Here is a 24,358-nt window from a genome sequence, read left to right as displayed (position 1 = left end):
AATTGCTGAAATCAGCATTTTATAGGATTCGTATGTCTATTTTCAGAATCCTATCAATAAGCGTTCAACACTTCTGCTTTCTGGGACTAATGAATGCGTTTAAGAATGGGGTAATTGCAGACCGCCCTAAATTACCAAAATATCGTCAAGGCCCAATGGCTGTAGTGACGTTTACAGGCAGGTCGGTAAAGCTTAAAGACGGAATGTTGAGATTTCCCCTAGGCAGTAAGGTTAAAGCGTGGTTTGGTTTAGATGCGTTTTACTTGCCTATGCCTTCTAATCTTGATTTCAAGGAGATTCGAGAATATCGCATTCTTCCTCGAAACGGCTGCTTCTACCTAGAATTTGTCTACAAAACTACTGAAGTCCAATCAGATGTAGACCCTGCCAGATGCTTGATGATTGACCACGGTATCGATAATTGGCTAACTTGTGTGAGCAACGTTGGTACAAGTTTTATTGTCGATGGTAAGCATTTAAAATCTCTCAACCAAGGTTACAACAAGCAAGTTGCATTTCTGATGAATGGGAAAGCTAACGGGTTTTGGTCTAAAAGACTTGCCAGTATAACCGAGAAACGAAATCGTCAGATGAGAGATGCCGTCAACAAGGCAGCCCGGAAGGTAATTAATCATTGTTTAAACAATCAAATAGGAACGGTTGTATTCGGATGGAATAAAGGACAAAAAAATTCTGCCAATATGGGAAGCAAAACTAATCAAAAGTTTGTGCAAATCCCTACGGGCAGATTGAAAGATAGGATTGCTCAACTGTGCGAGCAATACGGTCTGAGATTTGTTGAGACTGAGGAGTCTTATTCGTCGAAGGCTTCGTTTGTCGATAATGATTTGCTACCTACAATCGGCGAGAAACCCGAAGGGTGGCTTCCAAGTGGCAAACGAATTAAGCGTGGCTTGTACCGAACTGCACAGGGCTGGCTAATTAATGCAGATTGTAATGCCTGCGGAAATATTGGTAGAAAAGTAGCGGTGATGCTTGGACTCGCTCTAAGCGGAATCAGTAGGGGTGAATTGACAGCACCTTTAAGACAGAAATTGTGGTCTTAAGAATCCTCGTCGCTTCAGCGCGAGGAGTGTCAAAATCAGTAAAATGGCTTTAAGCTGTTGGGCATCTAAATTGTATTTTTGGGCGGGCTAGAAGCCCAACCCCTACTCCCCACAAGAATTAGATGCACGGCCTATAAGCAACGGCAAACAATAATTAGATGTACACCTGACGAGATTATCTAATACTAGGCTTTCTATTCCTAAGATTCCGCGCTCCGGGAATTTTCCGGCTGGGACGGCGATTGTTCAAACTGCTCGCAGTTCGAGTATTCACAGCATCAGCAGCAGCTATTAAACCTAAATCTTGCAAGATTTCAACAGCCGCCCTTTGTCCAGTTTCGCAACCGCCTTCCATGTAACCTTGATTTTCCAGCGAAGTGTGTTCTCCGGCAAAATATAAATTGCCAACTCGTTCGCCTTCAACGCCGTACATTTGCGTCCACTGTCCGACTAAATAGCAGGAATAAGAACCTTTAGAAAAGCGTTCTCCCGGCCAATATGCTCGCACAGCTTTGCCCGATCGCAAATTTCTCACTCCGGGAAAAACTCTTTCAAATTGGTTCAAAAATCTTTGTGCTTGGTCTTCTGGAGTTCCGGCACCGATCGACAAACCCTGCTTTCCTCCTGTAAAATTAGTAACTAAACCGTTAGGAGTAGGAGCGAAAGGCGTAGCTTCCCAGGTATTCTGGAATCCTAAATCGCTATAAACAGAAGCAGTCGATCGATAAGGTTCCCGCCAAATGCGGCTGCGGTAGCCAGTAATTAACTTAGAATTAGTACCGTAACCCAATTGCTCGATCGCCCTGCGCTTTGGTTGGGGCAAAGGTACGTTAATTTTAACGTCTCGCAGAGTGCTGAACGGTAAAGTTAACAAAACTCGCTCGTAAGTGCGATCGAACGCGCTTAGTCCCGATCGCAAATTTACCCGATAGCGGCCATCCGGCAAAAGAGTAATCGCTTCCAAAACCGTCCCCGCCTCGATCGAACCAGACAATTGACCCGCCAAACGGTTGATAATTTGACTGTTGCCGCCGTCAATTTGATAGCGCTCATCGCTGTCGCCGTACAATTCAAAACTGCCCGCTTCAGAACTGATTAAAAACAGCAGATTTAACGCCGACTGCTCCTCGGGATCTCGACCGTATTCCGTCGTGTAAGCAATGCGGAGTAACTGCCGGACAATCGTGCTAATCTCGGCTTGGTCTACATATTCAGCGATCGAAAGATTGTCCAATCTTTCCGCTGCTTCCGTAAAATCAAGATAGCTAATTTCATCGCCAACCGCCTGCAAATCAGCAGTAATTTTACTCGCTAGTGGCGCAAATTCCGCGATTAATTGCTCAAGAGAAAAGCGCCGTCCTTGAAAGAAAAAAGTATCCTTCACCAATCCACTCTGCACTTGGGCTAAGTCGATCGCCCGCAAACCCAATTCCGTCGCCAGCGAGATTAAATTAGTGTGGCCGGTGTCAATAAATTCTCCCCCCAAATCCGCCGGAATCAGCGTTCCAGCCACCTTGGGAATAGTGCGTATCCGCCCCCCCACGCGGTTCGTTGCCTCGATTATATCGGCACGCACACCCGCTTGGCGCAAGCGATAAGCCGCCGTCAAACCAGCAATTCCCGCACCCACAACCAAAATCGGCGATCGTCCACCCTGTTGAGCAAAAGCTCCCCCTCCATCCCTGGTAAAAGTCGCAGCAGTGGCAGCCCCCGCAGCAGCTAAACCCCCGTGCAGCAAGCGGCGCCGAGATATGGCAGAATTAGGAATGCGATCTGTCAGCATCCCCAGCAGTTCATCAGCCGGAATGCCCGTTTCCCTTGATTTCTGGGCAATGCTTGCAGCGCGGCGCAGCATTGCCATCAGTGCAGATTTAGCCATAATTAAGACATCCTCACAAAACAAAACTTTGATGTAAACTGGATTCTCGATCGTGCAATTTCCAGACTAAAGTCCAGAGAGATTTTTTTAATAATGCTAACCCTCAGAACACTGTTCGACAGCAAATTTTATCTCGAAAACAACCCAGATGTCGCCGTAGCAGTTGCCAGAGGCACGGTATCGAGTCCCTTCGATCACTACCGAAAAATTGGCAAATTTGAAAATCGCGACCCGAATGCCCTGTTCGACGCCAGCTATTATTTAGACACCAATACAGATGTAGCGGTATCAGCCAAACTCAATGGCTTTTCAGGGGCCGATCACTTTATCAGATTCGGTCAATTTGAACTACGCAACCCCAACCCATTCTTCGATGTTAATTTTTATCTAACAAGCAACCCAGACGTGCTGACTGCAGTCCAAACCAATCAATTTACCCCATTTGAACACTACTTCAAAGCCGGTCAATTAGAAAACCGCAAAGCCAGCATTTTCTTCGATCCCAGCTTTTATCTAGAAAAATATCCGCTGGTAGCAGCAGCAGTCAATAGCGGCGCAGTTAAAAGTGCGATCGACCATTACATTCAATTCGGTCAACAAGAAGGATTGTTGAGCACTCTCCCCGATCCCGCCGACAATTTGAACGCAGCAAAAAGCCTAGGCATTCTCACAGAAATTCAAACGGCGAGCGATTTTGTGGGAGAGGCTGAACCTGCCGACATTTACAGTTTTATCCTCAATACTCCCAGCCTTTTCAGTGTAACTGTTGACGGTTTGAGTGCAGATGTTGATGTTGAATTAATTCAGGATCTCAACGGCAACGGCGCAGTTGGATTAGACGATATTATTGCTTCGTCTAACAATTTAGGCACGGCTTCAGAAACAATTGTCAGCAATGGGCCTTTACCTGCGGGGACTTATTTTGTCCGCGTTTCTCAATTTCAAGGCGATACAAATTATGACTTGAGATTGCTATCTGCTCCCTCAGAAATAGCGCCCCAAATTTAAGAAGTCAATCGATTTTAAACTTTAAATTTTCGAGGGATAATTGCAGAAATTACCCACGGAAGTCTGAGACACCGTGGGTTATGCACCTTCCTCCAGCAAAGATAATAAAGCTGCTTTTTGATGGGCTACATAAGCCACGGGATTCTTAGTTTTTATCGCCTTACCTTCTGCCACTGCTCTTTTTAACCATAGCCGCATTTGCCCTATTTGAACATCCAGAAGTTCCGCAAGAGATTTATCATCTAACGGTTGCTCTAAATTACTGAGAATCAAGGGTAAAACTGCTTCGTAAATATCTTTTGGAGGAAATTGGACTGTTGGTGTTTTCTCGTGTACGCGCGGCGAAGCTATCCCGTAGGGAATCGCATCTTCCGAAGTTCCATTAGATGCAACATCTATTTCTTCCGAGGCTGGCACTGCCACTTCTGTTTTTGTAGATACAATGGTCGATTCCGAGTTTAACGGCACTGGATCTGCTGCAATTTCTGATGTTAATGAGCCTGTTATTTCCACTTCTGTAACTGGGGCTGCAATTTCTAACAGCGCACTTTGCTCTTGTGGATTTCTCTCCGTTTCTCTTGCAGTTTCGATTGCTCCAAATTCTGATGCTTTAGCCTCCAAAATTTCCCTTAATTTTCCCCTTATTGAGCTCCCAGGTATAAATGGAAATGTCAAAGGTTGTGCTCCTCGCTTTAGTAATTGCCTATTGCCTTCTGGCACAGCATCATCTAGCACAAAAACCGGGATATCTTTGATCTTTTCTAGCGCTTCCACCGCACCCGCCCAAGTACCGCCCGTACCGACTGAACAACTGATGACAAGGGCGCGATCGGCTAAAGCATAAATATATTTATTTCGCCCCATCGCATTGCCAACATTAAAACTAGCATTCGGATCGCAAGCAGATACTAAAGTCAGTCTGCCTTCTTTAATACCAGTGCGATATTTTCCAGCAACAGCAGAAGCTGCCAAACTGTCAGCCAGCACACCAACAGCCGTTCCTCCCGCCTCCAGCGCGCTTAACATTGCCGCCGTATCTACCCCGCGCGCGCCACCGGAAACTACCTGCATTTCTTGTTCGGCACAAGTCTGTGCAACTTTCTGAGTGCGATCGAGTCCTTCTTCATCAACATCGCGAGAACCGACAATAGCTAATCCTCCCTGACCTAGCAATTTTATGTTGCCAATTCCATAGAGAATTGCTGGTGCTAAATGTTTCAAGATTTGCTTGAGGCGCTTGGGGTATTGAGAGTCGCTTCTTCCCAATATCCACAGCCCTTGATTCGTCCATTTTTCAACAGCTAAACTCAGCATTACCCCTCGTTCTAATAATGCCGAAACTCTGTTAAAGTCAATCCTACTTGCCGGAATGGATTGTAACAGGTTTAAACAAGTTGGACTTAGCAAATCCGCAGGGCGCATCTGATTTTCGCGCAGCCAACCAGCCAAATAATTATATTCGCTAAGCGTTAGAGGCTGCGGTTCTGTTTGCCGATTTTGCCCGAAGCTGGCGCACAAGAGTAAAATTGCTTGAGTATCTGGTGGTAGTACATGATTCATATATCTAATCGGCGAGAGAGTTGAGGGATAATGCTAGCGGAAAAACTGACCCGCTACCACGTTGACGTAAAAGTGCAGCAATGACTGTAAAAGTCCACCGGGAATCTACCATATCGTCAACTAAGAAAACTGTTCCTTTTATTCCTTCCCAAGTGTCTATCGCAAATGCACCATCCAAATTATGAGCTTGCTGATAACTATTATTCATCTCTTTTTGAGGTCGTGTTGGGTTAATTTTCCGAATGACTGGCTTAAAAGGCAAATTTAATCGATCAGCCAGCTTTTGAGCAAAATTTGGTACTAACTCGGGACGATTTAAAGAAGGTACGCAAGTCACCCAAGTGGGAAATGGTTGAGGTTGCCAGCGCTGAATCATTTCAAAAGCCCCCTCAACCAGTACATCATTAAAATTATTATCCCGATACTTACCCAGTTTAACTAATTCTCCCCAACCTGCGTCGCCCCACAAAGACAGCGCCCTTCCGCCTTCCGCTCTTAAATTAGGTTGAATATTTCCCGAATAACGGTAAATTAGAAATGCTTTTGAAGGCCATTGTTTGCGGGGTTCGATAATTATATCGCACCGCCGTAGGTACTGAATTGCTTGATTTACAATTTCCAGAGAAGGGGTTTCTGGCAGTAAAGATTCACCTAAACATACAGCACATTTGCCACACTTAGTTGGATTGGGATCATCTAATTCTTTGGCAAGAAAAGCCATGAGGCATTGTTTTTTTTCGCCCATGTATTCTCGCATTTTGTCTTGTTCTTGGCGACGAATTTGCGTCAAACGTTCAATCTTATCACTGTCTGGCTGATAGTTAACAGGGGTAGCATACCACTTGGAATTTTGCTTGATCACCGGGGCTGGTGATTCCAGGGATAGCAGTTTTAAAACTTTCTCAATTTTACCTTTAGAAAAATTTAGTTCTTGCTCTAACTGGGGAACAGATAAGCCATTATCGGCTTGGTTAAGCGCCATTAAAACTTCCTGCGTATGGGCTTGTGGAGGAAAAGCTGTTCTGATAAAATAGTTTGTAATTTCGTCATCTTCATCGCCGCTTAAAAGGATACCATAGGCTTGTTCTACGGCTCTACCCGCTCGCCCTACTTGTTGATAATAATGAACGGCGGAACCGGGACGCTGGTAATGAATGACAAATCCTAAATCGGGTTTGTCAAAACCCATTCCTAAAGCGGTAGTTGCAACTAAGGCTTTAATTTCGCTGTTGAGAAGTTGGTCTTCTAAGGTTTGCCTCTCTAGATTTTCTAGATTGCTATGGTAGGTTTTAGCATCAATCCCTTGACTTATTAACCAGTCAGCAACCCGTTCGGCATCTTTGATAGTTAAGGTGTAAATGATTCCACTTCCCGGTAAGTTGGGCAACTGTTCTGCTAACCATGCCATTCTTGCTGCTGAACTTCCCAGAGCGATATTTTGGAGTTGCAAGCTTTCTCTAATTAAGTTTCCTCTGATGACGCGGAGATTTGAACTTAATTGCTCGACGATATCGTTAACAACTCGGTTGTTAGCTGTAGCGGTTGTGGCTAAAACAGGTATGTTTTGAGGAAGAGCTTGCAAAATTCGGACAATCCGGCGATAATCTGGTCGAAAATCATGTCCCCAGTCGGAAATGCAGTGGGCTTCATCGACGACAAATAACCCAATATTCTGAGAAATTGGTAACAGTATATCCTGGGTAAATTCTTCATTGGCGAGTCTTTCGGGGGAAATTAGGAGAACATCTATTTCTCCTGCTAGCAACTGAGTTTTTACGAGTTGCCATTCGTCTGTATTGCTGGAGTTAATTGTTGATGCTTTAATGCCCATTCGATCGGCGGCGGCAATTTGGTTTCGCATGAGAGCGAGTAGAGGTGAAATCAGGATTGTGGGGCCGGCTTCTCTATCTCACAGCAGCCAAGTTGCTAAAAAATAGACTAAGCTTTTACCCCAACCAGTGCGCTGTACCACCAGCAGTTTCGATCGCTCTTCGATTAACGAGGCGATCGCTTCCCACTGGCCGTCTCGAAAGTCAGCTTGTGTGTTGTTGAGGGCTATCTGGAGAAGCGCTCGCGCCCTATTTCTTAATTCTACTGTCATATTGTTAACCTGTTAGTGAAAGTTCCTCATCTTGTAATTTAGTTTTAAAAATAACAGGACTAATTACTAAGATGATATCACCAACTACCCAAGTCTTAATTCGTACTTGCTGGCCCGCTGGGAGAGGGCAAAGATTGAACAGGTGCCGGAGGCCAATTAGAGCGACTTCTGCTTAGAGTAGTAGACACCAAAGCATAGCCCAAAACAGCAGGAAGGACGATCGCACTCAGAAACACGATCGCCATAGCCCAAGTCATCGCATTCGAGATCGGGCCGTAATGAGTGCGGTAAGGGTCAAACATTGGTAAATTAGGCATCGGCGCGTCCCGCAGCGCGATCGGACGTTTGAACCGCACCCGCCTGTCGTCTAGCTTTTCGAGCAAAATCCAGCCAACTTCCGCCTCTTCCTCGCAAAGCTTGTGAAAAATCGCAGGATTGCGGAACAAATCGTTGCTAGCCCGCACAATCTTGTACTCCCAAACCGTCAAATCAACAGCATTAGGTTCTGATTTGGGATTGCCCTTGGATGGCGCATTTTCAGGCGCATTAAAATTATCCTCTTGAGATTCGTACCGAGTCAAAACTTCCTCCTCCTCATCGCATTTTTGCCCCGCATCCAATTGCTCGTGGCTCACCAAAAGACCCACAAGCGCAGCCTCCAAGCCGAGACTGCCAAGCATCAAACTCCAAATCAGAATTTCCACCATAAAAGGAGTTAAAAGTTAAAAATCAAAAACTCAAAAGACTCGCTTTTAACTTTCAATCTTTAATTTTTAAATAGCCTTCTACCACACAATCTGCACCCACTGTGCGCCAAGAAACCCGCTCTAAAGTCAAAGCATCAGTCATTGCCGAAAAGCCCAAATCTCCCACAGGAGTTGGAGCTCCTTGACCACCGACAATTTTAGGAGCAATAAAAGCCATAATTTTTTGAACTGCACCCTCAGCAATTGCCCTCGCGGCCAAAGTGCCGCCGCACTCCCAGAGTACAGAAAGAAAAGATCGATCGTACAAATAAGCCATAACATTAGTCGGTGTCAGAGGCGAGAGCTCCACAACTTCCACCCCTTTGGCGATCAAAAATTCCTGAAATTCCGGGTTAACCCCAGGCTCAGTCAGCACCAAAGTAGCCGCCACAGAGGTTTCCCACAACCAAGCCGACTTCGGCAAATCCAAAGTGCGGCTCATCACCACCCGCAGGGGATTATTCCTATCAGGCTGGTGGCTCGTCAGTAGGGGATTGTCCAGACGCACCGTATTTCCCCCAACAATCACAGCATCGCAGCCGACGCGCACCCGGTGTACCTCGCTCCGAGCCTCCTCGCCTGTCACCCAAGCGCTGTGGCCGCTACTGGTAGCAATTTTACCGTCCAAAGTCATTGCATATTTCAAAATTCCAAAAGGCCGGCGGTGCAAAATCCGGTGCACAAACGCCTCGTTGAGTTTCTGGCAAGCTTCCCCTTCCACTCCCGCCACCACTTCAATGCCAGCCTCTCGCAACCGGGCCAGCCCAGTTCCAGCTACCAAAGGATTCGGATCGACCATGCCAGCCACTACTTTTGCCACCTTGGCCTTAACTAAAGCTTCGGAACAGGGAGGAGTCCGGCCGTAGTGGTTGCAGGGTTCCAGGTTCACGTAGACAGTCGCTCCTTCGGCGAGTTCCCCCGCTTCCCGGAGCGCAAAAACTTCGGCGTGAGGTTGACCGGCACCGGGATGAAACCCTTCGCCGACAATCTTGCCGTCTCGGACAATTACAGAACCGACAAGGGGGTTGGGTGCGGTTTTGCCCAGAGCACGGCGAGCCAATTCTATGCAGCGGCGCATCATGGCTCGATCGAACTCTTGAATTTCGCTGTTTTCCAGTTGTGTTGTACCTTGCTGCTGTCCGTTAGCTAAGCTGGCGATCGCTTGAGCGTGCGCCGGAAAAGTTTCCATGAGATTTTGCTATGATATCTATCCCTGAGTGTACTGACTTTGATGCTAATTTTGGCTACGAACCGACGATCAATTGCTGCTGGGGCAAACTGTACGTTACCACTGAGATATTGCACCATTCTCAATTAGCCTTTTATGAACAGGCAAGATGCCTGTTCCCCAAGAAAATTTATCTTTTGTGGAACAGGCCGGACAGCCTGTTGCTGACAAGGGTGCAAGATGTGAGTTACCAGGAGTGAAAAGCAATTTAGGGCGATCGACCCCGCACGCCCGATCGCATAGCTTTAACATTAAGAAACAATAGCAGGTGCTTGAGAAAAAACAATGAGTCAGGACATGAAGCGGGAATTTGCCAGCCGCGACGAATTAATTGCCTACGTGCGCCAACAGTTCCCCGAAGCCGGGGCCCGGGACAGCAGCGTACCCCCGATCCTAGGCGGGCGGAAAGCAGCCGAGACAGCCCTGCAACAAATTGACCCCGGCAAATACGCCTCAACCCGCAATTTCCTCAACGGTGCGGTAACGCGCTTGTCGCCCTATTTGCGCTACGGCGTTTTGAGTCTTGCCGAAGTCCGGGATGCCGTGCTGGAGAAGGTGCGGCATCCAGAAGATGCTGTGAAACTTGTCAACGAGTTGGGTTGGCGGGATTATTGGCAGCGACTCTACGCCGAATTGGGCAACGGAATTTGGCAAGACCGGGAACCCTACAAAACTGGTTACACTGCTAAAGATTACAGCGAAACTCTGCCGCAGGATGTCGTCGAGGGCACGACTGGTTTGGTTTGCATCGACAGTTTCAGCCGCGAGTTGCGAGAAACTGGTTATTTGCACAATCACCAGCGGATGTGGACTGCCGCTTATCTCGTACACTGGCGCCGCGTGCGTTGGCAAGCCGGAGCTCGCTGGTTTTTGCAACATTTGCTAGATGGAGATCCGGCGAGCAATAATCTTTCTTGGCAGTGGGTAGCAAGCACTTTTAGTCACAAACCTTATTTTTTTAATCGGGAAAATTTGGAGCGTTACACTAAGGCGGTTTATTGTCGCGATTGTCCTCTGTATGGGCAATGCGATTTTGAGGGAACTTACGAATATTTGGAAGGGCAGTTGTTTCCTAATGGAGAAAAGGTCGATCGTAGCGGCGGTTCTAAAAGTTGGGATCGGCCTAAAAAAGGTCGCAGAAATTAAAATGTCAGTAGTCAGTTGTCAGTTGTCATTAGTCATTAGTCATTAGTCATTAGTTATCAACAGTTAACAGTCAACAGTCAACAGTCAACAGTCAACAGTCAACAGTCAACAGTTAACAATTACTAATTTATGAACAATCCGATTATTTGGCTGCACGGTGATTGCTTGAGTCCTGAAGGCCCGGCTTTTCAAGCGCACCCAGAGGCACCGGCCATCTGGGTTTGGGATGATGCGCTGATTGATGAATGGCAGTTGAGTCTCAAACGAATGGTGTTTATTTACGAATGTTTGCTGGAGTTGCCGGTAGTTATTCGGCGGGGCGATGTGGCTGCGGAAGTTATCGCTTTTGCGATCGAATCCGGCGCGAATCAAGTGGTAACTACCGAAAGTCCCAGTCCTCGGTTTCAGGATATTTGCCGGGAAATTAAGCGATCGCACCCAGTAGAAGTTTTGCCACCGGAACCCTTTGTCCGCTACGATGGTTACATTGATTTGAAGCGTTTTTCTCGCTATTGGCGCGTCGCTGAAAAATATGTTTTCTAATTGTAATTGGAAATTGGAAATTGGAAATTGGAAATTGAAAAGAGGTGTTCTTTTCTCTTCTTCCCTCTTCCTTCTTCCCTCTTCCTTCTTCCTGAAATCCGTTACATCCGTTACATCCGTTACATCCGTTACATCCGTTACATCCGTTACAGAACTTCCTTCTTCCTTCAACTCCCCTTCAAACGCTCCAACAGCCATTGAAATCTCGATGCCGCCAAATCGGGATTTTCGACATTTTGCGGGATGCCGTCCTCGCCGGGATCTTGATATATTAAACAATCACTCTCATCGCCGAAGCGTTTGACTGTACCCCGCAGTCTCGACGACAGAAATTTGGTAATCGCCCGATAAAACCGCAGGGAAAAAAGCACGTCTTGCTCGAGTTTTTCAGTTAACAGTCGCCGGGGAATTGACAGGATGAGGCACTCTTCAATTGCCGTGACGCTAGCAGAAGGAAGCCTCCCGTCTACAAAAGACATTTCGCCTAACACTTCCCCGGAAATAATTTTTCCAATTTCTTTGTCGCCCAAAGATGATACAGCAACGCTCAAAGTTCCCTCCAGAACTATGTACAGGGCGTCTAAGGGCTTACCTTCGGTGATCAGGGTTGTGCCGGGGAGGACTTGGGTGCGGGTGCCGTTGGCGAGCATCCAATCGATGTCGCGATCGCTCAATTCGCCTAATATCACTAGAACTTTGCTCATAAAGTCAGGTTGAGATGAGATAATTTGTATTTTTTTACTTGTTTAGTTGCGTGCTGTTGTGAGATGGTCAGACCCTGAGCGAAAGCGATGGCTAAACTTTACAAATAGAACACTAAATTTTACACAATTTTCATAATATTCAGTAATTTTGACACGATCGAGCCACAAATCTTTCTCCAATCGGTGGTATTATTCTACATTACTTGTCAGGAACCCTGCAGCAGCCGATCGCGTTGTATTAACTGCACTTGCTTGGGACGGCGGGGTTGCCCAAACTGTTTTAAAAGCTTGTTGTCTCTTGGTTTAGAGCTGGTGCGCCCTCAAAAACCGGATTTTTCCGGCGTGGCTGCGAGTGCAGCGCCCCCAAGTAAAGTATTGTAGGATGCAAGCGAGGCGAACGATCGACCCCTCAATTAAACAGGATTAAGGATGAAATCATCCCTAGGATTGATTTTTTGCCGATCGATCTGTAAATTAAAATTAGCCTCTAAACCCACCGTCCGTTCTTGAATCTAATCAGCTTGAGAGTTGACTATTCAACGGTAAAATGGCAATCTAGGAACAACACAACTCATATTTGTGTCTTTTTTTCCCAAAGCTCTCGACGTTCTCCCTCAAACACTTACACTTTTAACACACCCTTCATTGAGGAGTTGCTATGAATAGTCTATTTTCCAAGTCTACTTTTGCGTTAATAAATCTTGCAGCTTTAGCTGTTTGTTGTAGTACCATGTCAGCGAAAGCTGAAACTGGCAACTTGCCCGATGTCGCTACAACTGCAACAATCGCAGCTCAAAATATTGACCAAACTTCTGAGCCAGCGGCAACTTCAGCAGTTAAACCCGACGCAGAAACAACGGCTAGTAATAAAAAAATTGATTCAATCAGTTGGAGCGAACTAACAGAAGCGGCAGAGCCAGCAGCCTCTGAACCTGCCGCCAACTTGCAAGTATCTATTGCTGCACCCGAAAAATCGGAAGCAGCAACATCTGAAATTGCTGAGACAGAAACAGCGCAAAATACATCCATTGCTGCTGAGACCCAAAAGTCGGAAGAAACCGCTAAAATTGCTGATAATGGTGTCAAAGTGCAGTCAACAGTCGAGACTGTCAAAAAGAGCGATCGACCTACCTCAATTGTTGCCCAGAGCAATAATCTTGAAGTAACAGCAACAAAGGAAGAAAAAGAAGTCCAAACAGCACAAGAATTGTTGAGCAATCCTGTCAGCACTTCCGCCTCAGCTCTGACAAACCAACCGAAAGTTGCCCAAAAACCTGCAACTGTCTCCGAAGCAACTGAAAAAGTAGCTCAAGGAACTCAAATCCGACCAGGCCGAGCAACCCGTTCTGGGCCCAGCTACATCGGCATTGGCGGCAATCTAGGTTTTGGCGGAGATTCAGCTTTAGGCGACGGTTCATTTGCCATTATTAGCAAAATCGGTTTGACGAACAATTTGTCGGTGAGACCGACTGTTTTGTTCCAGGACGACTTAGCTTTTCTAATTCCCGTTACCTTCGATTTTGTATCTCAAAATACCGTCGAAGTCACCGAGGATTTTGTGATTACTGCTGCTCCTTATGCAGGTGCTGGCGTGATAATTTCTACCGGGGATGACGGTACTTTGGGCTTCCTGATTTCGGGGGGTGTAGATGTGCCGCTGACGAGAAATTTTACAGCCACAGCCGGACTGAATATTGGTTTTGTAGACGGAGCTGAAGTGGGATTGTTGGTCGGTGTCGGCTATACGTTCCCGAATATTGCCCGGTAGTGTTGCTGTTTGAGCAAACGCATGACAAATAAATAAGCGCGGGGTTGGCTGTAGGAATACAGTCAACCCTTTTTGATGATGGAAAATCTGCCTATGCGATCAATGTAGGGTGCGCCATAAGCACAGAGCGGTAATGTAGGTTGCGTCATAAGCACAGAGCGCCGATAGGGATTTTTGTGAAAGATATAATGATGGTGCGATCGCACTTTCTCACCAACCACCCGAAAAAACCGTGACTAAAACAGAAATCTTAGCAGCACTCAAAAATCTGACAGCAGAAGAACGCCTAGAAATCATTGAAACAGCTTCGCGGATGATGCGCGAAGAAATAGAAGAAAAAGCCCAGCGCAAAGTTGAGAGAAAGCGGAGACTCAGAGCCGCAGCAGAAGCAGCGGTTCCTTTGTATGAACCAGGAGGGCCACTGCACGATTTGTGGTCGCCCGACAGCGAACCCTATTTCGATTCAGAGGAAGAATACCTGAGCGCAGGGGTAGAAACTAATGCGTAAGGGCGAAATTTGGCTTGTCAGACTAGATCCAACGGTGGGAGATGAAATTGGGAAAACTAGACCTGTTGTGGTTGTCAGCGATGATGAAGTGGGAAATTTGCGGCTCAAAGTAATTGTTCCAATTACAGCATGGAACGATCTTTTTTCCCCGCTTGATTGGATGGTGCAGCTCGAACCGACATCAGAAAATGGCTTGGCGAAACTCTCCGCCACCGATACTTTTCAAGTCCGTTCCGTTTCCCAACAAAGATTTGTCCGACAACTCGGAACCCTGTCCGAGACAATTATGGAAGAAATTGCAGAAGCACTGACAATTGTTCTGGATCTAGATTGAATAACTAGGCAACAGCGTACAAATAGTGTTATTTATAGATAGATTGTATGGCGCGATGGCCTAAATGATTCCTATACAACTTACACTCAAAAATTTTCTCAGCTATCGCGAAGCTGCTTTAGACTTTCGCGGCCTGCACACCGCTTGCATTTGCGGGCCTAACGGTGCTGGCAAATCCTCCCTCTTAGAAGCCATATCCTGGGCACTTTGGGGCTGTTGTCGCAGCGATACGGAAGACGATATCATCCATATCGGCGAAACTGATGTGCGCGTTGATTTCACTTTCTCCACCGGCGGCCAAATCTACCGGGTGATTCGCAACCGCCGGCGCGGACAATCGGGAAGTTTGGAATTTCAAGTAGCAACAAACCCCCCCTTCCCCCCCCTTGGTAAGGGGGGGCCACAAGAAGTGAATTCTTCCCTTGGTAAGGGGGGGCCACAAGAAGTGAATTCTTCCCTTGGTAAAGAGGAACCCGAAGAAGTAAATTCTTCTCCCCCCCTTAGTAAGGGGGGGTCGGGGGGGGTGAATTTTCGCACGCTCACAGACAAAGGTCTGAGAACAACTCAGCAAAAAATCCTCGAACACATCAAACTAGATTACGATACTTTCATCAATTCGGCATATTTGCGGCAGGGGCGAGCTGATGAATTTATGCTCAAAAAGCCGATCGAACGCAAGCAAGTTTTAGCCAACCTACTCAAACTCGACTCCTACGACACTTTATCCGACCAAGCCAAAGATACGTCCAAACAATTTAAAGCTCAAGTCGATGTACTCAAACAGAGTTTGCTAACCGTACAAGAGCAACTGCAACAAAAAGAGACCATCGCCGCCGAACAAACTCAATTGCAGCAAGCAACCGATTTGCTTCAGCAGCAGCAGCAAGCCGACACAACCGAGTTACAGCAACTGCAACTCCAGCACCACAACCGTCAAACTTGGCAAAAACTCCTCGCCGGCCACCAGCAACAGCACTACAATATCACTCAAGAATGCCGCCGCTTGCAGCAAGAACTCAGCGCCGCCAAACAGCAGCAAAATGAGCTACAAGCCCTCCTAGTTCAAGAAAATGAAATAACAGAAGGGATTGCGTATTTCCACAGCTTGCAAGCCACTGAAGAGACTCTGGCTGGTAAATTCAAAGCTAACCAACAAGCCCAAAACCAGCGTCAACAATTGCAAGAACAGCAGCGGCAAGAACTGAGCTTTTTGCAAAGCAAAATTCAGCAGTTGCAAGCTCAATTAGATGTTTTAGAACAGGATGAAAAAGATGTTCTGGAAATTCTCAAACAGCAGCCGGATGTTGACAAAGGACTCGCACAGTTGCAAGCAGTTCGATCGCGCCTCAACGAACTAGAGCAACTGCAACTGCAAGTTTCGCCGCTGCTACAACAGCAGCAGCAAAAGCAACAAAAGCTCGATCGCGCCCGCGCCGGTTTAACCGCCCGCTTAGAGGAAATCAACCGACAGGTGCAAGTTCAGCAGCAGCAGCGACAACCGCGATTACAGGAGGAAATCTCCGCCATCGCCAATCAAATTTTGCAGTTGGAAAACAAGCGGGTTTATCAGCAGCGAGTCCGCGAAAAAGGTCAAGAAAGGCACGACTTTCTCGGAAACCTGCAAGCCAAAAGCCGCGACTATCAAACCAGACTCGCTGAAATCGACCAAAAACTGCAACTGCTGCGGAAACATGAAGGAGAAAAAACCGCAGGCGAAGGTAAAGCCTCGAATTTTGCGGAAAACGAGCCATCGAATTCGCCTTTAATGGTGCGGGATACAAATTTTGGCAATTGTCCTTTGTGCGATCGACCTTTAGACGAACACTACTGGAATTTGGTAGTCACAAAACACCATACCCAACAGCAGGAAATCTGGAATCAACTGTGGGTTGTGCGCGAACAGTTGGCCGTCTCCGAGCGCGAAATTCAAGTTCTCAGACATGAATACCGCGAACTAGAAGAGGAATTAGCGCCCTACCAAGAATTGCGGGAACGTCGCAGTCATTTGCAAGCACAATTAGATAGCCTGAGTCAAGATGAAAATCGCCTGCAAAGTATGCGTCAAGACGCGGCAGAAATAGAGCGGTTGCTACGCACCGGCGAGTATGCAGCGGAGGATTTGGGCGAACTCCAGCAAATCGAACAGCAACTGCAACAGCTCAATTACAGCGATCGCAGCCACTCCCTCGCCCGCAGCGATGAAAAGCGCTTGCGGTGGGCGGAAATTAAGCAAGCTCAAATCAAAGACGCTCAGCAGAAACTGAATAAAATTAATGCCCGCCGCCCGGATTTGCAAACTCAATTAGCCACAGTACAGCAACAGTTAGAACAGCAAAAAAATAGCTCGGAAATACAGCAGCAAATTCTGTCTTTAGATAGATACATTGCGGAAATTAGCTATAATTTGGAACAGCACGAACACGTGCGGAGCGAAATGCGCCGATCGCAGTTTTGGATCGCCCGCGCCGAAAAATTGCGCTCGGCAACTGTGCAGTACCCACAAGTGCAGCAGCGCGTTAATGAAATAGCAACTTCCATCGCAGTGCGCGATCAAGATTTGCAAGCTGTCAGCGCTCAAACTTCCGCGATGAACCAGCAATTGCAAGAACATCCCGATCCCACAGCCCGCATAAGTGCGATCGAACAGCAAATCAGTCGCCGCCGCCAGCAGCTAGACCAACATTTGGGAAGTCTTGGACGCCTTCAGCAGCAGCAGCAAAATCTGGAAAATCTGCAAGTTCAGCTAGTAGCTCAAAAAGAGCAAATGCAAGTTGCCAAACGCCAGCAGCGAGTTTATCAAGAGCTGGGTCAAGCCTTTGGTAAAAACGGCATTCAAGCTTTAATGATTGAAAATGTTTTGCCTCAACTCGAAGCTGAAACTAATCAGATATTGTCGAGATTGAGCGCCAATCAATTGCACGTTCAATTTATTACTCAGCGGGCTGCTGCTTCTAAAAAAGCAACTAAATTGATTGACACTTTAGACATTTTAATTGCTGATGCTCGCGGTACTCGCGCCTACGAAACTTACTCTGGCGGTGAAGCTTTTCGGATTAATTTTGCGATTCGGCTGGCGCTGGCGAGACTGCTTTCTCAGCGGGCGGGTACGGCTTTGCAAATGTTGATTATTGATGAGGGGTTCGGGACTCAGGATGCTGAAGGGTGCGATCGGCTGATTGCTGCAATTAATGCGATCGCCTCCGACTTCGCCTGCATCCTCACCGTTACCCATATGCCCCACCTGAAAGAAGCTTTTCAAGCCAGGATTGAAGTCAGCAAAACTGCTCAGGGTTCTTGCATTAGCTTGTCAATTTAAAAGGGTTGATGAACCGGATAAAAGGAGGATAAGAAAAAAAGTTAAAAATATCAGTATTTTCACCTTCTATTTTCTTTGGGCATTCGGTATTTTTACCTTCTGTTTTCTGGAAAAGTGCCTAATGCCTTCGGTGATACTAATTTTCCAAAAGAAGGCAACTGTAGACCCATCATCCAAACCATGATGGAATCAGTCATTGCCAATCCCAAATCTAACATCTAAAATGGTATTAGTCGTCTCCATCGCCGACTTTTTTGGGCTGCTGACTTTGTTCACAAAGCTAAATTAAAAATAAGATTATAGAATAAGAATAGCTTAAGGTGTGTATAATTTTTTATTCTTCTGTCCGCTCCGCAGGAGCGTGAATATTGCTACAGATGACAACAGACTCTTTCAACCTGTCTCTCCTAGAACGGGCGATCGCAGCCTCGAGCAACAGCATCCTCATCGCGGATGCTACTAAGCCTGACACACCTATTATCTACTGCAATCCTGCTTTTGAGAAATTGACCGGTTACAGTGCCGAAGAAGTTATTGGACGCAACTGCCGGTTTTTGCAGGGCCCCGATACCGATCAGGCAGAATTAAATAAACTCCGCCGCAGCTTGGAAGCGGGAACGGAAATTCAGGTAGTGCTCAAAAATTATCGCAAAGACAAAACTCCTTTTTGGAACGAATTAATGGTTTCCCCCATCCTAGACAATGAGGGAAAAGTAACTCATTTTATCGGAGTTCAGAACGATATTAGCAAAAGAGTAGCAGCCGAAACTGCCAGGGAAGAAAGCGAAGAAAGATTGCGCGTGATCGCCAGTACAACTCCCGTTCCCCTGTTAATTACGCGCCTAGAAGACAGCATTATTTTGTATGCAAATCCTGCTCTTGGTGAAAGTTTAGGTTTGAGTAACGAAGAACTAATTTTTGGCAAAAGAATTGAAATTTATGCTAATATCAATGACCACATTCAATTGCTAGAATTAGTCCAAGAAAATGGCTTTAGCGACCGCGAAGAAATCTGCCTCAAGAAAGGAAATGGCAGTTTTTTTTGGGTAAAAATGTCGATGCGAGCGATTAATTTTAATGGCGAAGCCGCAATTTTATCGGCATTTTACGATATTACCGATCGCGTAGAAGCAGAAACAGCACTACGGCAAAGCGAAGCGAGGTTTCAAAAACTAGCCGCCAATGTTCCGGGAATGATTTATCAATTTCAGTTAGCAGCAGACGGCACTATGTCATTCCCCTACGTCAGTTCCGGCTGCCGCGAACTCTGGGAATTAGAACCTCTTGTACTGCAAAACTCAGCTATTCCCGCGCTCGAAATGATTCATCAAGACGATGCGCCAAGCTTCCATGAATCTGTTGCTATCTCAGCTAAAACTTTAGAGCCTTTGCGGTGGGAAGGCAGATTTGTTTTTCCGGGCGATCGGATTAAGTGGGTTAGCGGGGCTTCCCGGCCAGAACCGGGCGAAAAAGGTGACATTATTTGGGACGGCGTGTTGATTGACATTAGCGATCGCAAACTTGCAGAATCAGCACTGCGGCAAAGCGAAGCCAGATTTCAAAAAATGGCCGCCAATGTGCCGGGAATGATTTATCAATACTTGCTGCATCCCGACGGTTCAAATGAATTCATTTATCTCAGTTCCGGCTGTTGGGAACTCTACGAATTAGATCCTGAAAAAGTTCAACAAAACTCCGATTTAATTTGGGCAAGGGTGCATCCAGAAGACCTAAAAAATCTGTTAGAATCAATCGCCCTTTCCGGCAAAACTCTCAAACCTTGGATATATGAAGGGCGGATCATAACCGGATCGGGAAAAGTGAAATGGATTCGTGGTATTGCCCGCCCCGAAATGCAGCCTGGGGGTGATATACTGTGGGAGGGAGTGACAATCGACATCAGCGATCGCAAGCTAGCAGAAATCGCCCTGGGCCAGTCAAAAATCGCCCTACTGCAAGTCAATCAAGAACTTGAAAAGCGCGTTCTAGAACGCACGGAAGCCTTGCAAACATCCAAAAAAATGTTGTGGTCGGTAATCAACAACATCCCTCAGTTAATCGCCTGGAAAGATCGAGATTTAGTTTACTTGGGAGGCAACAAAAACTTTGCCAAAGTCGCAGGTTTCAATCACCCCAGTGAAATCGCCGGTCTCACCGACTTCGATATGCCCTGGAAGCCGGAAGAAACAGAATTTTTTCGAGCCTGCGACCGCCGGATTATGGCAACCAACACCCCAGAATATCACATCATAGAATCTAAAATGCAAGCCGACGGCACCCAGTGCTGTCTGGATACAAATAAAATACCTTTACACGACAATTCCGGCAATGTTGTCGGCATTTTGTCTACCTTTGAAGACATCACCGATCGGCTTTCGCTAACAGCTAAAGTCCGGGCTAGCGAGGAACTATTTCGCACAATTTTTGAAGATGCACCCATCGCTATCTACTTAGCTAATTTAGATGATAACAAGTTAGTGAGAGTCAATAAAACTTACTGTGAAATGCTGGGATATACCGCAGCAGAATTGCTAGCCAAAACATTTATTGAACTTGGGCATCCCGACGATTATCCCAAAAATGTCCAAGTTGCTGATTCTCTCGATCGGGGAGAAATTACTCACTATCAAATCGAACTCCGCCAGATTACCGCTACAGGTAAAATTGTTTGGGTAAACGTGACAGCTACTTTGATTCGAGACGGTGAAGGACAACCTATTTACAACTTAGGGATGATTGAAAATATAACCAATCGCAAAATTTCCGCCGCCGCACTCCAAGCTTCCGAATCTCAATTAAGAAAACAAGCCGCCCAATTGCAAGAAGCCTACGAACAACTACAAAACGCTCAAATCCAATTAGTTCAATCAGAAAAAATGTCGAGTCTTGGTCAGATGGTGGCTGGGATTGCCCACGAAATTAACAATCCGGCAACTTTTATTAACGGCAATATTTCTCATACTTACAACTATTTTCACGATTTAATTGAACTGTTAACTCTCTACCAGGAATGCTACCCGTCCCCTGGGCCTCAGATTGCTGAAAAAATTAAGGACTTAGAGTTAGATTTTCTGAAGGAAGATTTGCCAAAAATGCTAAATTCCATGAGAGTAGGAGTAGAAAGAATCAGTAAAATTGTGTTGTCGCTGCGGAATTTTTCGCGACTGGATGAATCTGAAATGAAGTTGGTAGACGTTCATGAAGGGATTGACAGTACACTATTAATTTTGCAGCACAGATTGCATCAGGCAAGTATAAAAAGCGGGATTGAAATTATTAAAGAATACGGAAAGATATCCAAGATTTACTGTTGTGCGGGTCAGTTAAACCAGGTATTTCTCAATATTATCAGCAACGCGATCGACGCTCTAGAAAACCAACCGCAACCTCGGACGATCGTGATTCGCACCCTCATGAAAAAAGCTGGGTTGAAAAGCCACAGTAAAAACCAGCTCAGTAATTGCGATCGCATTGTAATTTGCATCGCCGACAGTGGGCCGGGAATGAGCGAAGAGGTTCGCAAGCGGCTATTTGACCCGTTCTTCACCACCAAGCCCGTAGGGGCTGGAACCGGCCTAGGATTATCCATCAGCCATCAGATTGTGGTAGAAAAACATAAGGGAAGCCTGCGGTGCATCTCAGCGCCCGGACAGGGAGCGGAATTCTGGATTGAAATCCCCTGCTGAGCGATCGTCGATTAATCTAAAAGTTTAAATATCTAACTTTTAACTCCCAATTGCCGTCGGTGCTTGAGTTATCAGGGTTTTGAATTAACCGCACTCAGAGACCGGAACAAATCGCACTCAGCGGTGTGCTAATCTGCTGCCCTTATTCGCTAGGCAATTATGCTCAAAAAACTACCTTTATCCTGGTCTCGCTACATTCCAGCCGGGTTGACGCTGGGTTTGGGTGTGGGACTGTCGCTTCTCACATTCGCCTTGGTTTGGGACTGGGAAGACAAGCGCCGCGACTACGAAATGCACCGCCGCATTGACGATATTTCGATCGGCATCGAACGCCAGCTCAACTCCGACTTAGATACTGTTCTCGCCCTCAGCGACTACATGAAAGCCTTCAACACCGTCGAGCGTTCCTCTTTTGCCCGGTTTGTCGCCCGTCCCCTATCCGTCCACCCTAGCCTGCAACTCCTGGCTTGGGCCCCCCGCGTCCCCCAGGACGAGCGGCCGGGCTACGAAACCAAAGCTAGAACCGAAACCGACCCCAGCTTCGAGATTACAGAGCGCGGGCCGCGAGGAGAACTCCGCAAGGCCCTCCAGCGTTCCGAATACTTCCCGGCTTTCTACGTCGAACCACCAGCCGGAAACGAGACAGCATTAGGCTTTGACCTCGCCTCCCACCCAGAAATCCGCGCCGCGCTCGATCGAGGACGCGATACAGGAGAAATGATTGTCACCAACTACATCGGCTTAACTCAAGGCAATTCCCCGGAACTAGGTCTTTTGGCCATAGTTCCGATTTACGAAAACAGCAGTAACCCGACTACCCTGGAATCCCGTCGCCAACTGCTACAAGGATTTGTTCTGGGCGTATTTCGAGGCAAAGATATTTTCCAAACCTCTTTAAAAGGACGCAATACCGAATACCTCAATATTTATCTCGTTAGCGAGGCTCCAGACAAGCAACAAGCAGCGTCACTGTTACCCCAAACGGCCAACCCGGTTCTCAAAAATCTCCCTGCTGAGGGCCAAATTCAGCAATTTGCGGTGCAGTTCCAATCCGCGAGCCAACAAGTGCTTCCAGTATCAGCCGCTGCTGACCGATCCCTCATGCAAAACTGCCCGATTCTTGACAATCCAGGCCCGAACTATACAGCTTGCAGAAGGCGGCTAAAAATTAGCGGCCGCCAGTGGTCTATGTACGTGTCGGCAACCCCGGAAATTCGCAGGCTTCGCAAGCACTGGCGCTCTTGGGGAACTCTGACGATGGGGATGCTGTGGACTCTGATTCCGGTGACATATATGCTGACATCTTTGAGTCGCACCGCCCAAATCGAAAAGCTAGCCGGAGAAAGAATTCGCCAAGCCGAACAGTTGCAGGCTGCTTACCTACAGTTGGAACTCGAACAAGCTAAATCCGAGCAACTGCTGCTGAACGTTTTGCCCGCAGCGATCGCCCTGCGTTTGAAGGATAATGAACACAATATCGCCGAAAGTTTTGCGGAAGTAACTGTGATGTTTGCCGACATTGTGGGGTTTACAGAGCTTTCGTCGAGAATTTCAGCGACGGCAGTGGTGGAAGTGCTCAACGATATTTTTTCGGCTTTTGACCACTTGGCCGATCGCCACGGTTTGGAGAAAATTAAGACTATTGGTGACGCTTACATGGTTGTCGGCGGTTTGCCTACGGCTAGAGAGGATCATGCCGAGGCAGTTGCGAACATGGCGATCGATATGCTACACGAAATTAGGCTGCTGAGTTTAGAACATTCGGAACCTTTCAGCATTCGGATCGGGATTAGCAGTGGGCCTGTCGTTGCAGGCGTTATCGGCTTAAAAAAGTTTATTTACGACCTCTGGGGCGACACAGTAAATATTGCTTCGCGCATGGAATCCCACGGGATTACCGGCTGCATTCAAGTCACCGCCGAAACCTACGAGAGATTAAAAGATAAATATACTTTTCAGAAGCGCGGCGCCATTCAAGTTAAGGGCAAGGGATACATGGTTACTTATTTACTGACTGGGAAAAAAGATTATTAACTCAGCCCAAAAACGGATACAAGCCTCCGATTCCCCGATCGACTAAGACTTTCGATCGCCAAGCTAAAATAGTGTAAGCTCAAGGTATTCTGTCACACCTGCACCAAAAAAAGGAAAAACCATGACGACGCTGCTAATCCAAACCGAAAGCGTCCCACTGACGGTCAATTTCCCTGCGATCCAATCGATGACTGTTGAACAGTTCTATGAATTCTGTATAGTTAATCGCGATTTGAGAATTGAGCGTACAGCCAGTGGGGAAGTCATTATCATGTCACCAGCCTTTTCAGATACAGGCAATCGCAACGGTAAGATTGCCCTACAATTGGGGAACTGGGCAGAACAAGATGGCACAGGTGAAGCGTTTGACTCCAGTGCAGGCTTTACCTTGCCGAATGGAGCAACCAGATCCCCCGATGCCTCATGGATTAAACTAGAGCGCTGGAATGCCTTAACTGAAGAACAAAAAGCCTCATTCGCACCGATTTGTCCAGACTTTGTGATTGAATTGCGGTCTGCTAGTGACACTCTCAAGGGATTGCAAAACAAGATGCAAGAATATATTGAGAACGGTGTATCCCTCGGCTTTTTGCTCGATCGCAAAAACAGAAAAGTCTACATCTACCGTCCCAATCGCGAACCTGAAATCTTAGATAATCCTGAAACAGTCAGCGCCGATCCAGAGTTACCGGGATTTGTCTTGCGGATGGCAAAAATCTGGTGATTTAGA

The 24,358-nt window shown here is 46.8% G+C and carries 19 protein-coding genes; 12 read left to right on the top strand and 7 right to left on the bottom strand.

Annotated features, from left to right (window positions below):
* The coding region (locus QUB20_RS17335; RefSeq protein ID WP_333247593.1) for a transposase at nucleotides 1-1,067 on the top strand (1,067 nt) is incomplete at its 5' end.
* 175 nt (nucleotides 1,068-1,242) lie between these two features.
* Here the strand turns inward: QUB20_RS17335 and QUB20_RS17330 are convergent.
* Nucleotides 1,243-2,946 carry an NAD(P)/FAD-dependent oxidoreductase gene (locus tag QUB20_RS17330; RefSeq protein ID WP_333247595.1) on the bottom strand — a complete coding sequence of 568 codons (1,704 nt, stop codon included), beginning with the start codon at nucleotides 2,944-2,946 and terminating at the stop codon, nucleotides 1,243-1,245.
* 93 nt (nucleotides 2,947-3,039) lie between these two features.
* Here QUB20_RS17330 and QUB20_RS17325 point away from each other — a divergent pair, with 93 nt between their 5' ends.
* Nucleotides 3,040-3,954 carry a PPC domain-containing protein gene (locus QUB20_RS17325; RefSeq protein ID WP_333247597.1) on the top strand — a complete coding sequence of 305 codons (915 nt, stop codon included), beginning with the start codon at nucleotides 3,040-3,042 and terminating at the stop codon, nucleotides 3,952-3,954.
* Nucleotides 3,955-4,032: 78 nt separating this feature from the next.
* Here QUB20_RS17325 and QUB20_RS17320 read toward each other — a convergent pair whose 3' ends face one another.
* The 5 genes from QUB20_RS17320 to ribD all read right to left on the bottom strand — a co-directional run bounded on the left by QUB20_RS17320 (nucleotide 4,033) and on the right by ribD (nucleotide 9,550).
* Nucleotides 4,033-5,514, bottom strand: a complete 1,482-nt coding sequence (locus QUB20_RS17320; protein ID WP_333247599.1) for a DNA-processing protein DprA — start codon at nucleotides 5,512-5,514, stop codon at nucleotides 4,033-4,035.
* A 4-nt stretch (nucleotides 5,515-5,518) separates the two neighbouring features.
* On the bottom strand, nucleotides 5,519-7,399 hold the full coding sequence (locus tag QUB20_RS17315) for a RecQ family ATP-dependent DNA helicase (protein WP_333291520.1): 1,881 nt from the start codon (nucleotides 7,397-7,399) through the stop codon (nucleotides 5,519-5,521).
* Nucleotides 7,400-7,423: 24 nt separating this feature from the next.
* Nucleotides 7,424-7,615 (bottom strand): hypothetical protein, encoded by a 192-nt coding sequence (locus QUB20_RS17310; RefSeq protein ID WP_333247600.1) that lies wholly within the window; start codon nucleotides 7,613-7,615, stop codon nucleotides 7,424-7,426.
* Between the two features lie 95 nt (nucleotides 7,616-7,710).
* On the bottom strand, nucleotides 7,711-8,322 hold the full coding sequence (locus tag QUB20_RS17305; protein WP_333247602.1) for a hypothetical protein: 612 nt from the start codon (nucleotides 8,320-8,322) through the stop codon (nucleotides 7,711-7,713).
* A gap of 52 nt (nucleotides 8,323-8,374) precedes the next feature.
* The gene (gene ribD / locus QUB20_RS17300; protein ID WP_333247604.1) at nucleotides 8,375-9,550 is read right to left on the bottom strand and encodes a bifunctional diaminohydroxyphosphoribosylaminopyrimidine deaminase/5-amino-6-(5-phosphoribosylamino)uracil reductase RibD; all 1,176 of its coding nucleotides are present in this window, start codon (nucleotides 9,548-9,550) and stop codon (nucleotides 8,375-8,377) included.
* 148 nt (nucleotides 9,551-9,698) lie between these two features.
* On the opposite strand from ribD, the gene QUB20_RS17295 reads away from it, so the two are divergent.
* The 3 genes from QUB20_RS17295 (at nucleotide 9,699) to QUB20_RS17285 (ending at nucleotide 11,278) form a co-directional block, all read left to right on the top strand.
* Nucleotides 9,699-9,854, top strand: coding sequence for a hypothetical protein (locus QUB20_RS17295; RefSeq protein ID WP_333291518.1), 156 nt, complete (start codon nucleotides 9,699-9,701; stop codon nucleotides 9,852-9,854).
* Between the two features lie 20 nt (nucleotides 9,855-9,874).
* On the top strand, nucleotides 9,875-10,735 hold the full coding sequence (locus QUB20_RS17290; RefSeq protein WP_333247608.1) for an FAD-binding domain-containing protein: 861 nt from the start codon (nucleotides 9,875-9,877) through the stop codon (nucleotides 10,733-10,735).
* Between the two features lie 129 nt (nucleotides 10,736-10,864).
* Nucleotides 10,865-11,278, top strand: coding sequence for a hypothetical protein (locus QUB20_RS17285; protein ID WP_333247610.1), 414 nt, complete (start codon nucleotides 10,865-10,867; stop codon nucleotides 11,276-11,278).
* 167 nt (nucleotides 11,279-11,445) lie between these two features.
* Here QUB20_RS17285 and QUB20_RS17280 read toward each other — a convergent pair whose 3' ends face one another.
* Nucleotides 11,446-11,982 carry a cyclic nucleotide-binding domain-containing protein gene (locus tag QUB20_RS17280; RefSeq protein ID WP_333247612.1) on the bottom strand — a complete coding sequence of 179 codons (537 nt, stop codon included), beginning with the start codon at nucleotides 11,980-11,982 and terminating at the stop codon, nucleotides 11,446-11,448.
* A gap of 658 nt (nucleotides 11,983-12,640) precedes the next feature.
* Between QUB20_RS17280 and QUB20_RS17275 the strand changes: the two genes are divergently transcribed.
* The 7 genes from QUB20_RS17275 (at nucleotide 12,641) to QUB20_RS17245 (ending at nucleotide 24,352) form a co-directional block, all read left to right on the top strand.
* On the top strand, nucleotides 12,641-13,750 hold the full coding sequence (locus QUB20_RS17275) for a hypothetical protein (RefSeq protein WP_333236578.1): 1,110 nt from the start codon (nucleotides 12,641-12,643) through the stop codon (nucleotides 13,748-13,750).
* Between the two features lie 232 nt (nucleotides 13,751-13,982).
* Nucleotides 13,983-14,258 (top strand): hypothetical protein, encoded by a 276-nt coding sequence (locus QUB20_RS17270; RefSeq protein ID WP_333236574.1) that lies wholly within the window; start codon nucleotides 13,983-13,985, stop codon nucleotides 14,256-14,258.
* Nucleotides 14,251-14,592, top strand: a complete 342-nt coding sequence (locus QUB20_RS17265; RefSeq protein WP_333247616.1) for a type II toxin-antitoxin system PemK/MazF family toxin — start codon at nucleotides 14,251-14,253, stop codon at nucleotides 14,590-14,592. The genes QUB20_RS17270 and QUB20_RS17265 overlap by 8 nt, the downstream gene beginning before the upstream one ends.
* Nucleotides 14,593-14,656: 64 nt before the next feature.
* The gene (locus QUB20_RS17260; protein WP_333247619.1) at nucleotides 14,657-17,908 is read left to right on the top strand and encodes an AAA family ATPase; all 3,252 of its coding nucleotides are present in this window, start codon (nucleotides 14,657-14,659) and stop codon (nucleotides 17,906-17,908) included.
* 377 nt (nucleotides 17,909-18,285) lie between these two features.
* Nucleotides 18,286-21,594 carry a PAS domain S-box protein gene (locus QUB20_RS17255; protein WP_333247621.1) on the top strand — a complete coding sequence of 1,103 codons (3,309 nt, stop codon included), beginning with the start codon at nucleotides 18,286-18,288 and terminating at the stop codon, nucleotides 21,592-21,594.
* A gap of 159 nt (nucleotides 21,595-21,753) precedes the next feature.
* Nucleotides 21,754-23,628, top strand: coding sequence for an adenylate/guanylate cyclase domain-containing protein (locus tag QUB20_RS17250; RefSeq protein ID WP_333247623.1), 1,875 nt, complete (start codon nucleotides 21,754-21,756; stop codon nucleotides 23,626-23,628).
* A 121-nt stretch (nucleotides 23,629-23,749) separates the two neighbouring features.
* Nucleotides 23,750-24,352 carry a Uma2 family endonuclease gene (locus QUB20_RS17245; protein ID WP_333247625.1) on the top strand — a complete coding sequence of 201 codons (603 nt, stop codon included), beginning with the start codon at nucleotides 23,750-23,752 and terminating at the stop codon, nucleotides 24,350-24,352.
* The last annotated feature ends 6 nt before the right edge of the window (nucleotides 24,353-24,358 follow it).

It is taken from the genome of Microcoleus sp. B4-C2 (assembly GCF_036705265.1).
Lineage (GTDB): Bacteria > Cyanobacteriota > Cyanobacteriia > Cyanobacteriales > Microcoleaceae > Microcoleus.
This window is presented reverse-complemented; position numbering and strand designations above follow the sequence as displayed.